The sequence below is a fragment of the Alkalicoccobacillus murimartini genome, assembly GCF_030813245.1.
In the GTDB taxonomy this organism is placed as follows: domain Bacteria; phylum Bacillota; class Bacilli; order Bacillales; family Bacillaceae_D; genus Alkalicoccobacillus; species Alkalicoccobacillus murimartini.
This window is the reverse complement of the sequence record NZ_JAUSUA010000001.1, coordinates 1,164,088-1,183,759: the sequence shown is the minus strand read 5'-3', so window position 1 is coordinate 1,183,759 and position 19,672 is coordinate 1,164,088. Positions and strand designations below refer to the sequence as shown.

25 protein-coding genes are annotated in these 19,672 nt (G+C 40.2%); 17 read left to right on the top strand and 8 right to left on the bottom strand.

What is annotated here, in order from left to right:
* Nucleotides 1-293: 293 nt before the first annotated feature.
* Nucleotides 294-647 (bottom strand): YugN family protein, encoded by a 354-nt coding sequence (locus tag J2S05_RS06275; protein WP_306980912.1) that lies wholly within the window; start codon nt 645-647, stop codon nt 294-296.
* Nucleotides 648-873: 226 nt separating this feature from the next.
* Between J2S05_RS06275 and J2S05_RS06270 the strand changes: the two genes are divergently transcribed.
* The gene (locus tag J2S05_RS06270; protein WP_306980910.1) at nt 874-1,929 is read left to right on the top strand and encodes a CAP domain-containing protein; all 1,056 of its coding nucleotides are present in this window, start codon (nt 874-876) and stop codon (nt 1,927-1,929) included.
* Between the two features lie 3 nt (nt 1,930-1,932).
* Here J2S05_RS06270 and J2S05_RS06265 read toward each other — a convergent pair whose 3' ends face one another.
* The gene (locus J2S05_RS06265; protein ID WP_306980907.1) at nt 1,933-2,433 is read right to left on the bottom strand and encodes a PaaI family thioesterase; all 501 of its coding nucleotides are present in this window, start codon (nt 2,431-2,433) and stop codon (nt 1,933-1,935) included.
* A 132-nt stretch (nt 2,434-2,565) separates the two neighbouring features.
* Between J2S05_RS06265 and J2S05_RS06260 the strand changes: the two genes are divergently transcribed.
* Both J2S05_RS06260 and J2S05_RS06255 read left to right on the top strand, forming a co-directional pair.
* The gene (locus tag J2S05_RS06260) at nt 2,566-3,006 is read left to right on the top strand and encodes a YlbD family protein (RefSeq protein WP_306980905.1); all 441 of its coding nucleotides are present in this window, start codon (nt 2,566-2,568) and stop codon (nt 3,004-3,006) included.
* Nucleotides 3,007-3,027: 21 nt separating this feature from the next.
* On the top strand, nt 3,028-3,291 hold the full coding sequence (locus J2S05_RS06255; RefSeq protein WP_306980904.1) for a YlbE-like family protein: 264 nt from the start codon (nt 3,028-3,030) through the stop codon (nt 3,289-3,291).
* A gap of 26 nt (nt 3,292-3,317) precedes the next feature.
* On the opposite strand, the gene J2S05_RS06250 is transcribed toward J2S05_RS06255, so the two are convergent.
* On the bottom strand, nt 3,318-4,082 hold the full coding sequence (locus J2S05_RS06250) for an ATP-grasp domain-containing protein (RefSeq protein ID WP_306980902.1): 765 nt from the start codon (nt 4,080-4,082) through the stop codon (nt 3,318-3,320).
* A 158-nt stretch (nt 4,083-4,240) separates the two neighbouring features.
* Here J2S05_RS06250 and J2S05_RS06245 point away from each other — a divergent pair, with 158 nt between their 5' ends.
* Nucleotides 4,241-4,681, top strand: coding sequence for a YlbF/YmcA family competence regulator (locus J2S05_RS06245; RefSeq protein WP_306980901.1), 441 nt, complete (start codon nt 4,241-4,243; stop codon nt 4,679-4,681).
* Nucleotides 4,682-4,715: 34 nt separating this feature from the next.
* Here the strand turns inward: J2S05_RS06245 and J2S05_RS06240 are convergent, their stop codons facing one another.
* Nucleotides 4,716-5,012: a hypothetical protein gene (locus J2S05_RS06240; RefSeq protein WP_306980900.1), complete on the bottom strand. Its 297-nt coding sequence runs from the start codon at nt 5,010-5,012 to the stop codon at nt 4,716-4,718.
* A gap of 127 nt (nt 5,013-5,139) precedes the next feature.
* Here J2S05_RS06240 and J2S05_RS06235 point away from each other — a divergent pair, with 127 nt between their 5' ends.
* Both J2S05_RS06235 and J2S05_RS06230 read left to right on the top strand, forming a co-directional pair.
* Nucleotides 5,140-5,418 (top strand): YlbG family protein, encoded by a 279-nt coding sequence (locus J2S05_RS06235; RefSeq protein ID WP_306980898.1) that lies wholly within the window; start codon nt 5,140-5,142, stop codon nt 5,416-5,418.
* 158 nt (nt 5,419-5,576) lie between these two features.
* Nucleotides 5,577-6,809, top strand: coding sequence for an MFS transporter (locus tag J2S05_RS06230; protein WP_306980896.1), 1,233 nt, complete (start codon nt 5,577-5,579; stop codon nt 6,807-6,809).
* A gap of 426 nt (nt 6,810-7,235) precedes the next feature.
* Here J2S05_RS06230 and J2S05_RS06225 read toward each other — a convergent pair whose 3' ends face one another.
* Nucleotides 7,236-7,628, bottom strand: coding sequence for a DUF7147 family protein (locus J2S05_RS06225; RefSeq protein WP_306980895.1), 393 nt, complete (start codon nt 7,626-7,628; stop codon nt 7,236-7,238).
* Nucleotides 7,629-7,957: 329 nt separating this feature from the next.
* On the opposite strand from J2S05_RS06225, the gene rsmD reads away from it, so the two are divergent.
* Together rsmD and coaD are read left to right on the top strand one after the other, a co-directional pair.
* The gene (rsmD, locus tag J2S05_RS06220) at nt 7,958-8,518 is read left to right on the top strand and encodes a 16S rRNA (guanine(966)-N(2))-methyltransferase RsmD (RefSeq protein ID WP_306981119.1); all 561 of its coding nucleotides are present in this window, start codon (nt 7,958-7,960) and stop codon (nt 8,516-8,518) included.
* Nucleotides 8,519-8,539: 21 nt separating this feature from the next.
* Nucleotides 8,540-9,013, top strand: coding sequence for a pantetheine-phosphate adenylyltransferase (coaD, locus tag J2S05_RS06215; RefSeq protein ID WP_306980894.1), 474 nt, complete (start codon nt 8,540-8,542; stop codon nt 9,011-9,013).
* Here coaD and ylbJ read toward each other — a convergent pair.
* The gene (gene ylbJ, locus J2S05_RS06210; RefSeq protein WP_306980893.1) at nt 9,010-10,233 is read right to left on the bottom strand and encodes a sporulation integral membrane protein YlbJ; all 1,224 of its coding nucleotides are present in this window, start codon (nt 10,231-10,233) and stop codon (nt 9,010-9,012) included. The two genes, coaD and ylbJ, sit on opposite strands and share 4 nt — an antisense overlap.
* 108 nt (nt 10,234-10,341) lie before the next feature.
* On the opposite strand from ylbJ, the gene J2S05_RS06205 reads away from it, so the two are divergent.
* Nucleotides 10,342-11,397 carry a SepM family pheromone-processing serine protease gene (locus J2S05_RS06205; RefSeq protein ID WP_306980891.1) on the top strand — a complete coding sequence of 352 codons (1,056 nt, stop codon included), beginning with the start codon at nt 10,342-10,344 and terminating at the stop codon, nt 11,395-11,397.
* Between the two features lie 48 nt (nt 11,398-11,445).
* Here the strand turns inward: J2S05_RS06205 and J2S05_RS06200 are convergent, their stop codons facing one another.
* On the bottom strand, nt 11,446-12,678 hold the full coding sequence (locus J2S05_RS06200) for a nucleotidyltransferase (RefSeq protein ID WP_306980890.1): 1,233 nt from the start codon (nt 12,676-12,678) through the stop codon (nt 11,446-11,448).
* 157 nt (nt 12,679-12,835) lie between these two features.
* Between J2S05_RS06200 and J2S05_RS06195 the strand changes: the two genes are divergently transcribed.
* The 3 genes from J2S05_RS06195 to J2S05_RS06185 all read left to right on the top strand — a co-directional run bounded on the left by J2S05_RS06195 (nt 12,836) and on the right by J2S05_RS06185 (nt 14,321).
* On the top strand, nt 12,836-13,351 hold the full coding sequence (locus J2S05_RS06195; protein ID WP_306980889.1) for a YceD family protein: 516 nt from the start codon (nt 12,836-12,838) through the stop codon (nt 13,349-13,351).
* Nucleotides 13,352-13,394: 43 nt separating this feature from the next.
* Nucleotides 13,395-13,565 carry a 50S ribosomal protein L32 gene (rpmF, locus tag J2S05_RS06190; protein ID WP_306980885.1) on the top strand — a complete coding sequence of 57 codons (171 nt, stop codon included), beginning with the start codon at nt 13,395-13,397 and terminating at the stop codon, nt 13,563-13,565.
* Between the two features lie 165 nt (nt 13,566-13,730).
* Complete coding sequence (locus J2S05_RS06185; protein WP_306980883.1) at nt 13,731-14,321, top strand: RsfA family transcriptional regulator; 591 nt, start codon at nt 13,731-13,733, stop codon at nt 14,319-14,321.
* A 50-nt stretch (nt 14,322-14,371) separates the two neighbouring features.
* Here the strand turns inward: J2S05_RS06185 and J2S05_RS06180 are convergent, their stop codons facing one another.
* Complete coding sequence (locus J2S05_RS06180; RefSeq protein ID WP_306980882.1) at nt 14,372-14,884, bottom strand: N-acetyltransferase; 513 nt, start codon at nt 14,882-14,884, stop codon at nt 14,372-14,374.
* A 171-nt stretch (nt 14,885-15,055) separates the two neighbouring features.
* Here J2S05_RS06180 and J2S05_RS06175 point away from each other — a divergent pair, with 171 nt between their 5' ends.
* From J2S05_RS06175 to rsmH, 5 genes are all read left to right on the top strand, one after another.
* On the top strand, nt 15,056-15,958 hold the full coding sequence (locus J2S05_RS06175; protein WP_306980880.1) for a 2-dehydropantoate 2-reductase: 903 nt from the start codon (nt 15,056-15,058) through the stop codon (nt 15,956-15,958).
* A 31-nt stretch (nt 15,959-15,989) separates the two neighbouring features.
* Nucleotides 15,990-16,379 carry a DUF3397 domain-containing protein gene (locus J2S05_RS06170; RefSeq protein ID WP_306980878.1) on the top strand — a complete coding sequence of 130 codons (390 nt, stop codon included), beginning with the start codon at nt 15,990-15,992 and terminating at the stop codon, nt 16,377-16,379.
* Between the two features lie 114 nt (nt 16,380-16,493).
* The gene (bshC, locus tag J2S05_RS06165) at nt 16,494-18,122 is read left to right on the top strand and encodes a bacillithiol biosynthesis cysteine-adding enzyme BshC (protein ID WP_306980876.1); all 1,629 of its coding nucleotides are present in this window, start codon (nt 16,494-16,496) and stop codon (nt 18,120-18,122) included.
* A 152-nt stretch (nt 18,123-18,274) separates the two neighbouring features.
* Nucleotides 18,275-18,706 carry a division/cell wall cluster transcriptional repressor MraZ gene (gene mraZ / locus J2S05_RS06160; protein ID WP_306980874.1) on the top strand — a complete coding sequence of 144 codons (432 nt, stop codon included), beginning with the start codon at nt 18,275-18,277 and terminating at the stop codon, nt 18,704-18,706.
* Nucleotides 18,707-18,736: 30 nt separating this feature from the next.
* Entirely contained in the window at nt 18,737-19,672 is a 936-nt protein-coding gene (gene rsmH, locus J2S05_RS06155) for a 16S rRNA (cytosine(1402)-N(4))-methyltransferase RsmH (RefSeq protein WP_306980872.1), read from the top strand.

Below are 19,672 nucleotides of genomic sequence, written 5' to 3'. Positions count from 1 at the left end.
GGCCTCAGCCCTTGAAGTGGAAGGGCACCCCTTCAATGTCTTCAGCCTCGTTCTGTTCCGTTGGAGTCTTCGGTTTCTCCTTCCGCTACTTTTTTGTTCAACTCTTCTTTGGTAAGCGTGCCCACATTTTCGGGAGCGGATAGCTTAGATCCCAAATTTGGGTAACCTCTGAACCTTTTTTTGCTGACGCTACGTTGGTTTAACAGCGCCAAGGATTAATTTTATTTATATAAAAAGGCCGAACAATGACTTCATTGTTCGGCCTTAATTATTCATTTAAACATTTGTTGAAACTAAGCTTCTTGTTCCAACGTATGTTTAAGTAGGTCAAGCTTAGATTGTGACTTAGTGATTACAGACTCTGGAAAGCTTTCACCTGCGTACTCCACACCATGAGGATAATAGTGCTTCCCTAGCATAGGTGTCATCACTCGGCAAATCGTGTCATTCTTAGGGATATCTCCCTTGATGGAATAGGTTGGAACGCGTAGGTAGTATGTATCACCTTGATTTACAATCTTATAATCAAACGTTGCACGCTCATAATCCCACTGTTCAGCGAGTACAAACCCACTTGCTTCAGCAGCATGACGCATATGAGAAAACTTTACTTCTTGACCTTCGAAACCGGTTTCATCAAATTTCATACTAATTACACCCCTTTTGTTCTGCATGTTCTCTCTAATTATGATAGTATGAAATGCATCAGCTTGCAATATAAAATGAAAACGTATTTTTAAAACCAAACAGGATAATGGCGGGTCGCCCCTCTAATTCTACGTATAAAGACAGATGATTACATAAGTAGAGACAGGGATGTAGAGATGAACTGCGAACTTTTTTGTTAGGGTTATGACAAAGGAGTGATTGAAGATGGGTAAACGGCTTGGTTTATTAGCTGGTTTACTACTTATACTTATCATTATGATTGTTGAAGTGACTCAACAAGATGAGATGGAGCACTGGTTTGCTGATACGCCTTTTAAACAAGGTTCAGTAGCTGAGAGGCAGAATCCCTCAAAAGAGGTATTAGCAAGCCGTACAGGGGTGCACCTTGGCCAAATAATAGATAAGTCTGAGGATGAGGTTATCCAGACATATGGAGAACCTGAAAGGAAGGATCCATCAAGTTACGGTTATGAGTGGTGGATTTACCCGATAAACAATCATTCCTATTTACAAGTAGGTCTGGAAGATGGCGAGGTTGTAACCTTCTATTATTCTGGAGATGAATTAAAAGATTCAGTTTTTAATGAGGGCGTTACATATGAACGACTTTCATCAGAGCTAGATTTTGAGTCCACGATTGAAGTTGATAATGATATGGGTACGTTTGAATTTAGATTAACTGAAGATGATTTGCGTGCGCGTCCACTCGTTCCATATGGGGATAACTGGTTACAGCTTTATTTTGATATTCATACAGGGGAGCTTTCTACTGTTAGAATGTTAACCACTGATTTGTTACTTAAACAGAAGCCATATTCTATAACATATCGTGGAACATTACCTGAAATAGAACCTTTATCAGCAGAGAAATGGAAAGCGATTGAAGCAGGGGAAGAAAAACAAATCTTTCACTTGACCAATCTTATTCGTGATAAGCATGGACTTGAGCCCTACAAATGGAATGAAGAGGTTCGTGATATTGCCTACAAACATAGCCTTGATATGGAAATCAATGATTATTTTGATCATGTTTCTCCTACTTACGGTAAATTGGATGCTCGCTTTATTACTGGGCAAGTGCCATTTAAAACAGCGGGAGAAAATATTGCATTAGGTTATGTGGATGGTGCAGCTGCAGTTGAGGGATGGTTAAACAGTGAAGGGCATCGAGTGAACTTACTTCATGAGGAATTTACTGAATTAGGGGTAGGAGTCTATGAAAAAAGCTTTACACAGAATTTCCTAACCCCTCCTAATTAATGATTATTTGTTTTTAGGAACGACCATAAAAGTGGCATGAGCTGTCGCGACCAATTTATTGAGATTATTAACAATTCGAGCTTCCGTTACATATAACTGACGTCCTTGATGTGTAACGGTGGCTTTACAGTGTAGGGATTCGCCCTTACCTGGTCGGATATACTGGACGGACAGGTTAGAAGTCACTGCTGTTTGATGCTCGGGCAGCAGGTCATGTACAAGTGTTCCCATAGCTGAATCAGCTAAGGTCGCTGTGATGCCTCCATGGACCATATCTAACGAATTATAAATGATTGGGTGTACGGGTAAACTCACTTCTAGTTCATTATTTTGTGTTGTTGATTTCTTCATTTTAATAAGTGCGGATAAAAAGGACCCTGTGGTGTCCTTTTTTTGTTGGAGATTAGATAAAACGGTTGAGAGAACATTCATTTCTGTTTCGGATGCGGTTTGTATGTATTGATCAAATTGCTTCTGTATGGCATGTTTCGATGTGTCTTCCACTAAAAAACCCCCTGTGTCATATGTAACTTACTTATTGTAACAAAAAAATGAGATGAATTTAGAAAAAACGAGAACGTTGGACTAGGCTTTTTTGTAACATAGTACTATACAAGAAAGGATGGTGAGGTAGATATGGTGTCCTCACAAGAGCTTCATCCAAGTGTACATGAATTCAAAGATTTTGTTCGTCATCATCCGGGTATTATGAATGAGGTTCGCCAAGGGTCGAAAACACTGCAAGCTGTTTATGAAGAATGGTCTGTTTTGGGTCCTAATCATAGCCAGTGGTCTCAATTCATGAATGCTGAACCTAATGAACAGGAGCCAGTTCAAGATCATACGCAAAGCACTGAGGAAAAGCAGGAACAAAAAGGAACCGCTCAAGCGACCGAATTTATGGGTCAGATGATGAATATGGTCAAAAAAATGAATGTTCAAGATCTGCAAAACCATTTAGCTCAATTTAGCTCAGTATTAGGAAATGTACAGACTCTTATTCAAACGTTTCAGCGACCAGAAGATGAACAAACGAGATCAAACCCAGACCAACCGTTTTCTTTTCGTCGCGATTAATTCGAGGGGATGTGCAGATGGATGCGTCCAGACGTCATTCAGTTATTAAATGAAAATGAAGAATTTAGAAACTTTGTACGTCAAAATCCTAGTTGGTATCGAAAGTTGAGTAGAGACCCGTCTGTTTTACAAACGCTTGAGAAAGAAGCGAATTATTTCTATGGCAGAACATTCCCTCAGCGAGTGGAGAGAATGCAGTCTAACTTAGGTTTAGCGATGATGATGATGGAAATGTTGAAGATGGGTCAAGATACGGTCACGCAAACACAGGAAACCTTCAGTTAGTGATGGTTTCCTATGCTTATGTATACTTAGGACATAGAGATACCTAGATACGAAGCAATTTCCTCTTCTACAGATACTTGTAGCTCTTGGAAGCCTTGATTACCGAACAGAGTATTAAATTCAAGAATATACATCTTGTCTTCAACGACAATAAGGTCAAAACCGGCATGGTCAATTCCAAGTAATTGAGCCGTAGATAAAGCCGCTTGAACCGCTTCGGCTGGCACGTCATCAAAAATAATACGTCCACCTTGTGCTACGTTATTTTTAAATGTATTCTCATTTTCTCTCCAATAGCTAGCGATAGCCTTATCGCCAACGATACACACTCGTAAGTCCCTCTCTATCGGAAGGTATTCCTGAATATAGTAAGTTGGATTTTGATCACTGTATTCACGAAATTGCTGTTCATTTTCAATCAAAAACACGCCACGCCCCATTGAACTTCGGATTTCTTTCGCAACAAAAGGGAAAGGAAAGTCTTGTAGTACTTTTTGATACGTATCTGAGTTGCGCCCGAGGATGACGGTTTTTGGGACAAGTTCTGGAACGACACTCCAAAGCGCACGAGTCATTTCAATTTTGTTAAAACCTAATTGAATGGACTGAATGCTAGGGAATATTCGTTTCTTCATTCCGTAAACAAGTGAGTTCACTTGCCAATTTTCCGGGAACAAACAAACGTCTGCATCTGAAATAAGCTGTTTCTCTTTATACATATTCTCAGGCTTAATATAATGCAGACCTTTAAGCCCAATTGTTCGAAATGGATTAAATGTAACAAGGTTCATTTTACTAATCAAATCCTCTCATCGTACAGGTAAAGTCAATGAATTATAGAGCCACTTAAAGGCAAAGTCAATGGATACTAAAAAGGTTCAATAAAAATCCATATATAGGTATGAACACAACTTAAGACATGCTATACTCCTAAGTAGGGGGTGCTGTGATGCTCGCTACCATAAGTGAAATGGAGCTATTAGAACGAACTCAAGGTTTAGGTGATGTGATTATTGAATCAGAAACCTTTGCTGACTATATACATGCTAAAGAACAGCTACAAGCTAATACTGAGGCGCAAACACTGATTGCTGATTTTAATAAAATGAAAGATATGCATGAAGAAGTTCAGCGCTTTGGAAAATACCACCCTGATTATGATCGGGTTTCAAAAGAAATTCGTCAGCTTAAACGAAGCATGGACAAACATGACTTAGTTAAATCATTTAAACAGGCGGAGAAGGAGTTAGAATCTTTATTGAATGAAATTAGTGGCATATTGGCTCACGCGGTTTCAGAAACAATTAAGGTTCCAACTGGAAATCCTTTCTTTGATAATATGTCATGTAGTGGTGGATGTGGATCTGGCGGAGGATGTAGCTGTGGATAAAGTATAGGGAAACGGCCATGTGCCGTTTTCTTTTTTATAAGCGAGTACAGTCGATACAGCCATTTCCACAACAGAACATTTTTTCAGAAGGAACAAGGAAACGAAAACGGAATACGTGAATTTGATTTGTTGAGCGAACATATTCACATTCAAATGAGAGCATCCGCTTTTTTGTCAGGATTGATGCGACAGAACGAATGGCGTGTTGAACTTCCACATAATCATCAACTGAATGTACATAAAGAAAATAAAAACCACTAATTGCTTTCATTTGTATTTCGTACGTTTGTAACAAGCTTGTTTTTAAGTTGGAGTAGAACAGATCTAGCAAGACGGATCACTCCTTATATGGGTATGCTATCTATAGGGTACATGAGTAGGAACACGAATCATAGTTGCTTAGGCAAAATAGCTCATGATAAAATAAAATTGAACGATAGCGGATAGGGGAATAGAAAATGATGAATGGGCAACGTCAAGGAATTGTAGTGTGGCTGACATCACTGAAATTTGCGAGGCAGCTTCGGCGTTTCGGCAATGTTCACTATGTCTCCAAAAAAATGAAGTACGTCGTATTTTATTGTAATCAGGAAAACATAGACGAGACCATGGAAAAACTGAAGGGATTTCATTTTGTTCGAGAAGTGAAGCCTTCTATGAGACCTTTTATTAAAACAGATTATCAAAATGCAAAACCAGATAAAGCAAAAGAGTATGACTATAAGATGGGTATCTAACCAAGTGTTGATCACTTGGTTTTTTTTATGTCTAAATTTGAGGAAATCGTCGTGAAGAGGCGAACCTTTCAGAAAAATCCCTTATAATCTATCGAAAAGCAGGAACTCATCACTTGATTACTTCGCCCCGCGAAATATATAATAGAGGTAACGAGGAAGTGATCGGATTGACAACTTGGAAAAGAAATGTGTGGATCCTATCGGGGTGCACATTTTTAGTGATGAGCGCAATGTCAATGATAATGCCTTTTTTGCCGTTATACTTAAAAGAGCTGGGGATGGAAGATCCTGCAGAAATCAGTTTGTGGGCAGGGATTATCTTTGGGGCCAACTTTTTGACAGCATTTATATTTTCCCCTTTTTGGGGTAGGTTAGCCGATAAGCACGGACGAAAAATGATGATTTTACGCTCGGGATTTGGTATGGCTATTGTCATTAGTTTAACTGGACTAGCAACAGGGCCGATATCGTTACTGTTTTTACGTTTATTAAACGGTGTCATCTCGGGTTTTATTCCAGCAGCGATTGGTTTAGTGAGTACAAATACACCTAAGCAACATACAGGTCAAGCTCTTGGTATTCTGCAATCGGGAACAGTTGCAGGAGCTATCGGCGGACCATTAATTGGTGGGCTTATGTCACAAGCCTTTGGCTACCGAATGATCTTTTTTGTGACAGGTGCATTTATTTTGGTGGCAGCGATTGGTGTGATGTTGTTCGTTAAAGAAGATTTTACACCGGCAAAAGAAGTAAAAACCAAGACAAGTACAATCCAAGAGTTTAAAGAAATTACGGCTAGAAAACCGGTATTCTCGATTTATGCGGTCATTCTTATGATTCAATTTGCGATCATGGGTGTGAACCCTCTTTTATCTTTATACGTAGAAGAGCTATCTCCTGCAGCAAATGTTTCGTTATACGCAGGCATCGTTGTCTCTGTCACAGGCTTTGCGAATTTTATGACCTCAGCTTGGCTAGGAAGAGTGAGTGATAGGAAGGGAGCACATAATACCCTTGTCTATTCGTTACTCGGAGTCGCTATATTTACGATCCCACAGGTATTTGTGACAGACATTTGGCAGTTAATCGTGCTGAGATTTTTTGTAGGACTTTGTTTAGGCGGGCTATTGCCAGCAGCTAATACATTAATTAGAATGCATGCGCCAACAGGCATGGAAAGCCGAACCTATGGATTTTCGAATAGTGCCATGTATCTAGGTTCAATGATTGGACCGATACTAGGCGGTTGGGTCGTAAGCTTATATGGAGTTCGTGGATTGCTACTTATCACATCCCTAATTCTTATTTGTAATGTGTTATTGGTGAGATATAAAGTGATGCAACCTGCTGAGCAGACATTCCGCAAACAAAATCAACATGAGCCGAATTAAAAGCAACAGTTGAGTACAACATGAAAGCTCGGACAGAAGTCTACTAATCAGAATAAGGGCCGATCAATGATGTCATCTGACACGTCATTGATCGGCCCTTTTATCTAGGAGGACGCAAAAAGGGTTCTATGCTATCGCTCCCGAAAATGGGGTCACGATTACCGAGGGAAGGCATTAAATGAACCGCGTAAGCCCGCTCATTTAGAAGATATAACAGCCTTTTTAACAATTGATCAGTACAGTAGCGGAAGGAGAAACCGAAGACTCCAACGGAACAGAACGAGTCCGAAGACATTGAAGGGGTGCCCTTCCACTTCAAGGGCTGAGGCCGTTCTTGTGGGTGCGAAGGTTTCTCCTGGAGTGGTGCCTATGAGCTTATTTCTGGTTGACTTTTTCAGTGGGTAGTTATGTCTCAATCTCGTTTGACTACCAATTTAAAGGTGGGAGGCAATGGTTGACGCGCAAGATCCCGATTAAATATTGCTTATATAATTCAGGATCTGGGAAATCGACTGATGGACGAACCTCTAGTTGGCGAATATCTTGCTGTAGCTGAGTAGCCAGTTCAGAAAATTGAGTGATTCGCTTACTCGATTGACCTGATTTAATTGATATTCCTTCCCTGCAAAAATAAATCGGCATAAACCCACCTTGTGCAGCTGGATGAAGCACAACAGCTAAGGATACTCGTTTCTGCTTGTTAATGGTTGTTTCAATTTGGATGAAGCGGTAGATCCTATTCTTATTGGAAGTGGCTAGTTCCAGTAATTCATAGAAGTCGCCATACCCTTCACCTAGTTCAATGAAGCGTTGAATCATGATCTTCACCCCACATATGTATGTAATCTGGAGTTACTATAGCATGGAATGAATAAGTAGTCGAGAACACAAAAAATCCCGTAGTCTACTGACTACGGGTGCCTATACATATCATCTATGCGTTAGGCTATGGGAGAGGAGAAACCGGAGGAAGAACTTATGGGGAAAGTAAGTCTTCTCCGTGGTTGTCACAACATGAAAACATGCTGTTATTTCGTAGTATAGGCGTACAAGGATATATCTATACATGAAAGGTTCGAATTCCTTTTTCATGATATAATAGGATAAAATAGATGGTTCAAATGATAATTAAAGGCATGGTGATGGTTTTGCGTGTAATATCTGGTAAGCAAAAGGGATTAGGGTTAAAAGCAGTTTCAGGTAAAGGGACAAGACCAACAACAGACAAAGTGAAGGAATCCATTTTTAATATTATTGGTCCTTATTTTAACGGGGGCATTGGTCTGGATTTGTATGCAGGAAGTGGAGCTCTTGGTATTGAAAGCTTAAGCCGGGGCTTAGAATCGGTTATTTTTGTTGATCAAGATAAAAAAGCAATCCAAACCATTCATTCTAACCTGCAATCCTGCGCGTTAAAAGAACAAGCAGAGGTATACCGTACTGAGGCTGAACGGGCTCTCAAAGCAATTATTAAACGCGAGCTTTCTTTTGAGTGTATTTTTCTCGATCCTCCATATGCTAAACAAAAGCTTTTGCATCACCTAGAAACAATTGAACAGAATCACTTATTAGAGCAGAATGGGGTGATTGTCATCGAGCATGCGTCTTCAGTGACTTTACCTGATCAAGTTGGAACCTTAATTTCCGAAAGAGTGGAACGATATGGAGATACAGTTATTGCGATCTGGTCTCATAATAAAGCGGAGTAAACGAATAGGAGCGAACCATACATGACACTTGCTATTTTCCCTGGTTCATTTGATCCAATTACGCTCGGGCATATAGATATCATTGATAGAGCTTCAAAGGTTTTTAGTGAAGTACGTGTTTTATTAGTACATAATAGCAAAAAACAAACCATGTTCACTGTTCAGGAAAGACTAGATTTAATTAGAGAAGCAACAGAGCACCTACCTTCTGTGACGGTAGATGCTCATGAAGGATTAACGGTTGAATATGTCTCTGACCATAAAGGACAAGCTATGATCCGAGGGTTACGTGGGCCAAAGGATTTTGAGTATGAAATGAATGTCGCCGCAGTAAATCGGAAGTTCGCTCCGGAGATTGAAACATTGTTTATGGCAACAAGTGGTGAGCTTGCTTTTATTAGTTCAACAATTGTTAAGGAAGCCGCAAAATACAATCGTGCACTTGATGAACTGGTACCGAAAAATGTTGAACTAGCGCTCATAGCTAAACGTTAGATTCGTTGTAAATGAGCACGTGTTTGGAGAAGGATCACAAGACATAAAGTCGCTAGAGTTAAGAAGGGTGAGATGGCGAGCCACTGATTCCATAGCGTAACCATCCAATGTAGATTAGGCTCAGATGTTGAATGTGCGCTATAAGTTAATGTTTGTAGGACTCCGTTGTTTTGATAGAGAGGGATCCATAATAGCCATGTTAAGAAGGCACTGAAGAAGCCATGCAGTATACGACCTATAAAAAAGGGTTTAAATCGTAAGTCGGTTTCAGATAAGATACTGGCTACTTGTGCTTGAATGGACAACCCACCAAATGCGATAAAAAAACTTGTAATGATGGCTTTTTCTAAAAGTAAGGCATCACTAACTGAAGATAACTTCGCTCCAGAAGTAATTTCAAATAACCCGGATATAAACGCTTCGCTCAAGGTAGTAGACAGTTGAAAGATTGAAAACACGAATGAAACACCTGTTGCTGCGATGGCTGTAAACCCTACAAGTGTTAGCATCTTGTTTAAGACGGAGAATAAGATAATAAAACCACCAACAAGTAATAACGTGCGCACAGAGGACTGTACAGAGTCACCTAACAGTTGCCCAATAGGTCGTCCATCCTGTAGTCGCTCTTGATGCATTTTTTTTGCCGCTTCAACGAAAGAAAGTTTTGGTCTTGGATCATTAGATGTGTCCTGTTCTTGTTCTTCTTTACGTCCATGAAATCGCATAAAAATCCCGACAAAAATATTACCAATGTAATGAGCACTTGCGAGTAGTAAACCAAGGGCAGGGTTATGAAAAAAACCGACGGCTATAGCGCCAAAGATAAATAACGGATTGGATGAATTGGTGAAGGCTGCAAGTCGTTCTCCTTCAACACGAGTGACTTTTTGTTGTTGTCGTAATCTGGCAGCGAGTTTTGCTCCAGCTGGGTTCCCAGAGGCCAAACCCATGGCCCAAACAAAACCACCGGCACCTGGCACCCGGAAAATTGGACGCATAAATGGTTCAAGAATGGTGCCGATAAATGCAACAACACCAAAACCAATTAATAACTCTGACAGAATGAAAAATGGCAACAGAGCAGGGAAAACGACATCCCACCACATGGCCATCCCGTTTAAAGAGGCCTCTAGAGCTTCTTTTGGGAACAAAAGCAAAGACAAAGCCATTAAGGTAGATGCTCCAGCAAGGAACCATGTTTTTAATAAAGACACTCTCATTCCCCCTTAGCTTGTCTATGCGTGTCTTCAAGATTAATATACGTGTAGACATTGGGAATAGACCTTAAGATTACGAATGGAAATGAAGATTAAAAGGAGGATATCGACATGAGCGAACCACGCAAACCATTTTTCAAAATGCGTTATTTACTTATTTTTATTGCGATATTTTTGTTGAATTTTATTCAACTTCCCTACTATTATTCGCAACCTGGAATCGCTCAAGAACTCGAGGATGTGATTTCTGTAGAAGGCACGAATGGAATAGAAGAGGGGGGCTTTATGCTGACAACAATCGAATTGGCTAAAGCCACCCCGATGTATTATGCATGGTCTTTTTTTAGCTCTTACAGGCACATTATCCCAGAAGAACAGGTTCGTGGGGCTGATGAGACTGACTCCGACTATCATGAAAGGCAATCGCTGTTGATGTCTAATTCACAAGAAATGGCTAAAATTGCAGCCTATGAACATGCTGATGCTGACGTAACGTATGAGTATCACGGCGTATTAATTACAACGCTGATGGAAGGTATGCCTGCTGTAGAAAAGCTTGAGGTCGGTGATTTAGTTACTGCCATTAATGGGGAACCTGTACATACGGCTGAAGACTTGCTTGACCTTTTATCAGGATATGCAGAGGATGATCAAGTAGAATTACTCATAGTTAGAGACGGAGAGACTATAGAAGTTGAGCTTGGTTTTTCAGAGTTCCCTGAGGAATACAATGTAGAGGATGGTCGTGTTGGGCTCGGCATCTTGTCTCCGATTACAGACAGAGATGTGACATACTCCCCGAATGTGACAATCGATGAAACGGAAATTGGTGGGCCGTCAGCTGGATTAATGTATTCGCTTGAGATTTATAATCAACTTGTTCCTGAGGATATTACACATGGGTATTTAATTGCAGGTACCGGTACAATTAATGACGAAGGAATAGTTGGACCGATTGGAGGGGCATCCCAAAAAGTTGTAGCTGCAGACAAAGCAGGGGCAGTCTACTTCTTTGCGCCGAATGTAGGCGGTGGGCAAGGTGAAACCAACTATGAGGAAGCGAAAGCGGCAGCAGAGGATATTGGAACCGAGATGCAAGTCATCCCTGTAGAATCTCTTGAAGATGCACTACTGTTTCTTGAAGAACTTTCTGACCAAGAGTCATAGTATCACGTAAAAGGCCCTCATCTTCAAGTGAGGGCCTTTTACAATGACTTACATACGAATAGGTATGGTGGAAAAGTCTTTATCTATTTGTGCCATTCTCTGGCTAGTCGGTAGTGGTGCGATATAGCTTCGAGAGGCCTTTAGTTCTGTTTTCGCTAATGGATGATCAGTCGCAGCAAACCGACTAAGGATAGTCACTGATGAATGCTTTTTTAGGTACTTCAAGTATTGTTGTCCTGCCTCAGTCATGCCAAGTGGTCGAATATACGGAAGGCTGGATTGGTGCAATGAATTCATTTCTACTTTGGTTGTATTGGTTAACAAATGAGTGGAGAGTCTTTGCAGCCTTGTCCATGTATACCGTTTTGTTTTCATCGCCGTCATCCATTCAATAAAGGTAGAGGACCTTGAGATCGTTTCTTGAATCCTAAATTCGAGCCCTTCTTCACATTCATAAATAGAAGCAAGCTCACTCGTTGACGAACTAAGCACGCGGTATTGTAAAAACGGATAATACAATTCCCACGTGTGGAGTTGATTAAAATCAGTTTGATACGTCATTAATTCTTGCAGCGCTGATTCTGGCATTACATGTTTGATCAGATGGCTGCCATCTGGCTCATTGGCTAGAGATTGACGGATACTCGTCGCACTTGCAATCGAAGAAGACGGCAAGGTCGTATCGTGGTAATCAGCTGATAATCGTTTTGTTGTGTAAGGAACAATAGCGCTTCCTTGGTCTGCAATAGCTTTCACATAATGATATCCGAGTATATTATTCGGTTGATCTAAGGAAAGTGCTGTGTTGGCATCAAGGCTTTTGAAAGCAAGCGCACAAGCTTTGGGGTAGCTTTGTCCCTGTTGCATATGTGATTTAACCAACTCATCCCATGGCTCGCGATTCTCTCTCATAAAGGAAAGCAAATGATGAAAGTCCTTAATCGAACCAGACTCACTGCCAAAATGAAGACAGTCAACCTTTGCTTCGGAGAGTATAGCAACTGCGCCAGAAGCGAATAACTCTGCTTTTTGTGTTGCAAAAGCATAAGGGAGCTCAAGAACAAGGTCTACGCCATTTGCGAGTGCCATTTTTGTTCGTGCCCATTTAGAAAGTAGAGCGGGTTCACCCCTTTGCAGAAAGGAACTACTCATAACTGCGACCACAATATCTGCGCCTGTCTCGTGTTTCGCTTGATTAAGGTGATATAGGTGTCCATTATGAAATGGATTGTATTCAACAACTAGACCTACTGCTCGTTGTTTTGCTCCAATAGGCGGCATTTTTCATCTCCTTTACTCTGCTCAATTGGCATGCTAGAATAGGGATAATCTCTTATTGGGATTATTCTTAGTATACGCATTAAACTGTAAAGAAAAAAGGTTGACATTCTATGGTGTCAGATCTATAATTACTTTTGTGCCTTAGAGGTGGTTAATCATGAAATGGACGCTACAAGAGCTTAAAGTAGCTAAGCATAAGACCTTTACTATTAACGAGTCGGTGCGATTCGATGAATTAACGAAGCAAAGCAATGAGATACGTGACATGTCTGATTTTCGTGTGACAGGTGAGGTAACATACCCTAATAAGCTGATTACGTTTTCGGTTCGGCTTGAAGGAGAATTAACTCTTCCTTGTTCAAGAACACTTGCAGATGTGAAATGGCCAATTGACATTAGCTTTGAAGAACATTTTCTGCCGGATGGTTCTGTTATGCCAGATGTATCTGACAGAGATGAAGTTCATATTGTTGAAGGCGATTTGATTGATCTAACCCCAATCTTTGAAGAACGGATTATACTTGAGGTTCCTTTTCAGGTATATGCCGAAGAGGGAACGGAGCCACTTGCTCCACCATCGGGTAAAGATTGGGAGCTTGTGACGGAAGATTCTCAGAAGGATCGGATTGACCCCCGTTTGGCTGACTTAGCAAAGTTTTTTGATAAGTCATAACCATCTGGGTGATTGTATTGATTTTTTTAAGGAGGTGGGAATATTGGCAGTACCATTTAGAAGAACGTCTAAAACCGCTAAAAGAAAGCGTCGTACGCATTTGAAACTAGCTGTCCCTGGTATGGTGAAATGTGCAGACTGTGGCGAAATGAAACTTAGCCACCGTATTTGTAAAGAGTGTGGATCTTACAAGGGTGAAAACGTAACAAAATAATTTTTGTTACAAAAAGCAAGGAGTCTTAGACTCCTTGCTTTTTTTCGTTTTTATTGGAATAGAGTGACTAAAAAAAGGATATAACTGAATACTAGAACCTATTCTATCTATTCATCTATTCGCATAGACATTAAAAAGCAAATGATATAAAAGGAGAGATCAGTTATGGTAGCCACTCGCCAGGATGCGTGGTCAGACGATGAGGACTTATTGCTAGCAGAGGTTGTTTTACGTCATATTAGAGAATCAAGCACACAACTAGCTGCTTTTGAAGAAGTAGGGAGAAAGTTGTCTCGGTCAAGTGCTGCCTGTGGATTTCGTTGGAATTCCACCATACGAAAGAAATATGAATCAGCGGTTTCGCTTGCTAAAAAACAAAAAAGTAAAAAAATCACACAGCAAACAGAAGGTCTAGAGGTAGTTCCTCAAGCACCTTTGAATCAATCTCGAAAGAAAGCTGCATCTTCTGAAAAACCAGTAACGCAAGTGGCGGACACGGCTAAAACTCAATACCAAAAGCAAGAACTGACACTTGAAGATGTCATTACTTTTTTAACGGACTATCAATCTCAACATCAATCTAGGGAGTTGAGTGAGTTAGAAGAGGTAAAACAGGAAAACCAACAACTTAAGTTGAAAGTGGATCAACTTAGTCGTGATAAAGAAATCATTACTCAAGATTATAAGGCTCTTTTGACGATTATGGATCGAGCCAGAAAGTTTACAAGAGACCACCCTATTGAACGTACGATTTAATGTTGTATAAAGCAAAGCCCTGTCATTAAGATGACAGGGCTTTGATGTGTTTATTCGGTTTGTTCTGTGACAGGTGTAGTAGATGGTTGTGATTCCTGTTCAATTACACCTTCTGGGAACCAGACAAAAGGACTTTCACCACGGTCGCGACCAGGATCGTAGGTTAAAGATTCAAAGCTTGATTTTGCCCAAAATTCACTAGATCCTTGTCTAGCATTCGTTTTTACAGGAAGGCCAAAGCTTTTGGCGAATTCGACTAGGGCTTGACCATATCCTTTATTTCGATAAGGTTCAAGTACTTCAAGCTTCCAAAGCTCTAAGTAATCTTGAGGCGGATCAAAATATTGATCGAATTGTTTATTAATCCGATAAAGACTCATACGAGCTACAAGCTTTTTACCGAAGTATATTCCATAGAATGGAGACTCACTATCATTTTCAATAATATTTGCACTTAAATCATCTTTCATAGACAGCTCTGCTGCCCCGAACTCACGGAAATTCTTAAACTCATCTAACGTTTTATAGTTGACTAATAAGCGTTCAACGACTAGTTTTGTCATAATAAATCCTCCTAAATAGTATAAAGAATGCGTTTACATTATTCTAACATAGAACCTTGGAAAGCGCATTATTTACCTTTTCTTCTTATTCGAAAAATTCCACTAAAAAAGATCTATTTTTCTTGAAGTATATGGTACAATTTAATCAACTATGTGATAGGACGGGATCAAATGAAATCTATGATAATTGGTGGTGGATCGATCGGTTTGCTGATGGCGGCCTATATTCATCAAGCCGGTGTAGATGTCTGCTTGTGTACGAGAACATCTAAGCAAGCTGATGCTCTTAATGCAGATGGGGTGACACTCCATGCTGAAGGAATAACAAAGAATATGTCTATACATAGTATTCAGCTCGATCAGGCGCCTATAGAGGAAGCGGATATGTTGGTGTTCGCTGTAAAATCGTATGATTTACATACTGTTATGAAACAAATAGCCCCAAAGCTTAAGCAACATCAAGTCCTCCTGTTCTTACAAAATGGTATGACCCATGTCGAAGAGGCTAGTCAACTTGAAAACCCATCTATAGGCATAGGTACATTGAGTCATGGTGCTCTTCGAGAAAGCGCTACGGTTGTGAGGCATACCGGTGTTGGTGAACTAAGATGGGCTAATTATCATAAGTCGTCATCTTTCCTCACTGAAATGATGACTCAAATGAATCAGGAAGATTTTGTTGTAAAAGAAGAAAACAGCTGGCAGGAAGTGTTATGGTCGAAGTTATTGGTTAATGTGTGTATTAATCCACTTACAGCATTAACAGGTGTGAAAAATGGAGATATTCTCGCTTCAGTTGAATTAAAACAAATGATGCGGAATGTTTTTGAAGAAGCGATTCAATTACACCCTCGTAATCCTGACTATATCATTCAATGGGAAAAGGTTTTGCAGGTCTGTAAGCAAACCAGTCAAAATCAATCCTCGATGCTTGTGGATCTAAGAAATAAAAGGCGGACAGAGAGAGATAGTATCCTAGGTTATTTAGTACGCTTGGCACAAAGTCGCAACGTTTCTATTCCTTTTATTCAGTTTCTAGATCAGGCGATAAGAGAACGAGAACATAATTTTTGAGTGTGTAGAGAATGGTAGAGGTGAATTGATCATGTTAACAGGTACACTGGCTGGTTTTATTGCAACGGTAATAACCGTTCCTGTATTGGGATGGTATCTTATTTATATTACAACTGTAAAACTTTCAAAACATAAACCTACGGCAATCAAAGTAGCCAGCGATGTTTCATCCATCCTATTTATGGTTGCTGTTTATTATATTATGGCTCAACTATGGTCTGATACATCCATCTGGCTTATTTTTGCATTATTTTTCGCTGTTGCCTTTGCATTCACTATTATCTATTGGAAGGTGATGGACGACTTTTATGCCTCGAAATTATTTAAAGGCATTTGGAGACTGAACTTCCTGTTATTTGTAGCCATTTATATCCTGCTTAGTGGTTATGGGTTATTGAGGAGTATCTTTTATTTTGTATGAGTACGTTCTGTTTGGTATCAGACTTTACATTTGCTATGATAAGAAAGTCTTACTAAACGAAAACAAAAGGGTACCTACAACTTTGATTCTAACTAAGGAAGGGATTCGTCATTTATGGAGCTTAAAGAAATACATCTAAACCCTCCTGCCGGATTTTATCGTGATTATATAAATCAACGAACAGAGCTAACTGAACTGTTTGATTATACATACGAGTCAGCTGATTGGTTGAAACGTAGAGCGAATGAGCTTTCAGAGCGAGAATTTGATGAAGAATCAAGAGAAAAACTGATTGCCCATCTTCTGCAAACACATGAAGAGCTGGACCGTTCGGAGGCAACGAAGGCTAATATTCGTAAACTAAGTCATAAGGATGCACTAGCCATTGTTGGTGGACAGCAGGCGGGGCTTTTAACTGGTCCTTTGTTTACCATTTATAAAGCATTAACGATCTTACTAACAGCTAAGCAACAGGAAAGCGAGCTTTCTGTTCCAGTTGTGCCCATATTTTGGGTGGCTGGGGAAGATCATGATTTTGAAGAAATACGGTATGTTTATCGAGCAAAAGAAGGTAAATGGCGTAAGCACCCTATTCAGGATGAGGATACACAGTGTTCGGCTTCACTCAAACAACTTCCTGAGGAAGAGCTTTTCCAATGGTTAGACGGTGTATTTGAAGAGCTGCCTGAGACAGATTTCACCTGTGATTTGATAACAAGAATTCGAAATAAAGCGAGTAGCTGTAAAACGTATACAGACTTTTTTATTCATCTAATGAATGAATTCTTTGTAGAGGAAGGATTGGTTTTTGTTGATGCCAACCACCCTGATCTTCGAAGACTTGAGGTAAATTATTTCAAGCAATTGATTAATCATATGGAAGAGCTTCAGGGTGCTCAGCAAGAGGGACTCTCTAAATTAACGGACATAGGTTATGATGCTCCAATCATAACGGAAGAAGAAAATGCGCATTTATTTCTAAATGTCGATAATAAAAGGGTAAGGTTGGATTACGAGGAAGGCACTTTCTCTTCTAAAAATGAGGAAGTATCTTTTTCTAAGGGCGAGCTTATCAAACTTGTTGAATCTCATCCTGAGCGCTTTAGCAATAATGTAGTGACTCGACCTTTAATGCAAGAGTGGTTGCTGCCTGTCCTTGCCTTTATACCTGGGCCGGGAGAACTTGCTTATTGGGCCACATTAAAACCTGCATTTAATCAGTTTGGTTGGTGTATGCCGCCACTGATTCCGAGACTACAAGTTACGATCGTCCCGAGGTCTGTGAAGAAGTGGGTAGAGCAAGAGGAGCTATCTTTCCGTTCTTTTTTAGAAGGGGAAGGAGAACAGCTGAAGCAACATTGGCTCCAAAAGCAGCATCAGTATCCAATTGAAGAAGTGACGACTCAAGTGAAAGATCATGTACATCAGATTCATCAGCCATTACGTGAACTGGCTGAGACGATGGATCCTACTTTACAGGCAATGAGTGAAAAGAATATTGCTCTTATTATGAATCAAATTCAGTTTCTAGAGAATAAGATGCATCGTCATATTTATGAAACACACAAAACAGCCATTGATCATTTTGATGAAGTGCTGTACTGGCTTAAGCCACTTGGCTCTCCTCAAGAACGAATTTTGCATCCCATTATTTTAATAAACATTGTGGGACAAAGTGGGTTAAAACAGATTTTGCAGCAGCCGATGGCGATTAACGGTGTTCATAAGCTGATCTATCTCTAACATATTTTTAATAAAAACTAAAAAAAATGAAGAAAAATTCTGCCTTGTGCAGGATTTTTTTTAGTTTGTGGAGAAACTTACGAAAAGATAGTGGTGAAAAGTGGGGGCTTGTGGTAAGTTATTGTTAGTAAGTGGGGGGAGAGGACCAGCATATGTTCATGGGGGAGTATCGACATAATGTAGATGAAAAAGGCCGCATGATCATCCCAGCGAAATTTCGTGAAGGATTAGGCCAATCATTTGTTGTAACCCGTGGACTGGATAAGTGCTTATTTGTTTACCCCCACGAAGAATGGACAAAGCTTGAAGAACAGCTCAAAACCCTCCCTTTCACAAAAAAAGATGCCCGCGCTTTTACGCGCTTCTTCTTCTCAGGAGCTTCAGAATGTGAGTTGGATAAGCAAGGAAGAGTGAATCTAGCTTCACCTCTCCGTCAGTATGCACAGATCGAGAAAGAATGTGTAGTAATCGGTGTATCCAATCGAGTGGAAGTATGGAGCCAATCTATGTGGGAACACTATGTGGGTGAATCCGAGGAGTCTTTAGCTGAGATTTCTGAAAATCTAATGGACTTTGATCTTTAGGCCTCTTGTAGAAAAGAGTAGGTGAACCCTTTGTTTAATCATTTTACAGTGTTAAAAGAAGAGTCTGTTCATGGCTTGAAAATCAAACCGGGTGGAATTTATGTAGATTGCACACTTGGGGGAGCCGGACACAGCAAACGAATTGTCGAGCAGTTAACAGATGGAGGACATCTGTATGCATTTGATCAAGATGTAACAGCGATCGAAGCTGCGCATGAAACGTTACGTTCGTACGAGAAAAATTATACACTGATTCAAGCTAATTTCCGCGACATGCGTGAGGAGCTTAATAAGTTAAATATTACAAAGGTTGATGGTATTCTATTTGACTTAGGTGTCTCATCTCCTCAGCTTGATGAAGCAGAAAGAGGATTTAGTTATCATCAAGATGCTCCTTTGGATATGAGAATGAATCAGCAGGCAGAGCTTTCTGCTTATCATGTTGTGAATGAGTGGCCATTTGCTAAGCTTTATTCAATTATTTCTCGCTATGGAGAGGAAAAATTTGCTAAGCATATAGCCCGAAAGATCGAAGCGTTTAGAGAGACCCAGCCATTAGAAACAACTGGACAACTCGTTGAAGTAATAAAAGACGCCATTCCTGCTCCTGCAAGACGTAAGGGCGGCCACCCGGCCAAGCGAACGTTTCAGGCGATTAGAATTGCAGTGAATGATGAATTAGGTGCATTTGAAGAAGCGCTGCAAGATTCATACGATCTTTTGCATGTAGGTGGGAGACTTTGTGTCATAACTTTCCATTCATTAGAAGATCGATTGTGTAAGCAGATGTTTAAAGAGTGGTCAAAAATGCCTGATCTTCCAAAAGGTCTACCTGTTATACCTGAAGGATTTGAACCGAAGATGGAGATCGTCACACGAAAACCAGTAATAGCGAGTGAAATTGAACTCGAAGAAAATAATCGTTCACGTTCGGCGAAACTGAGAGTAGCTGAAAAGAAAACATAA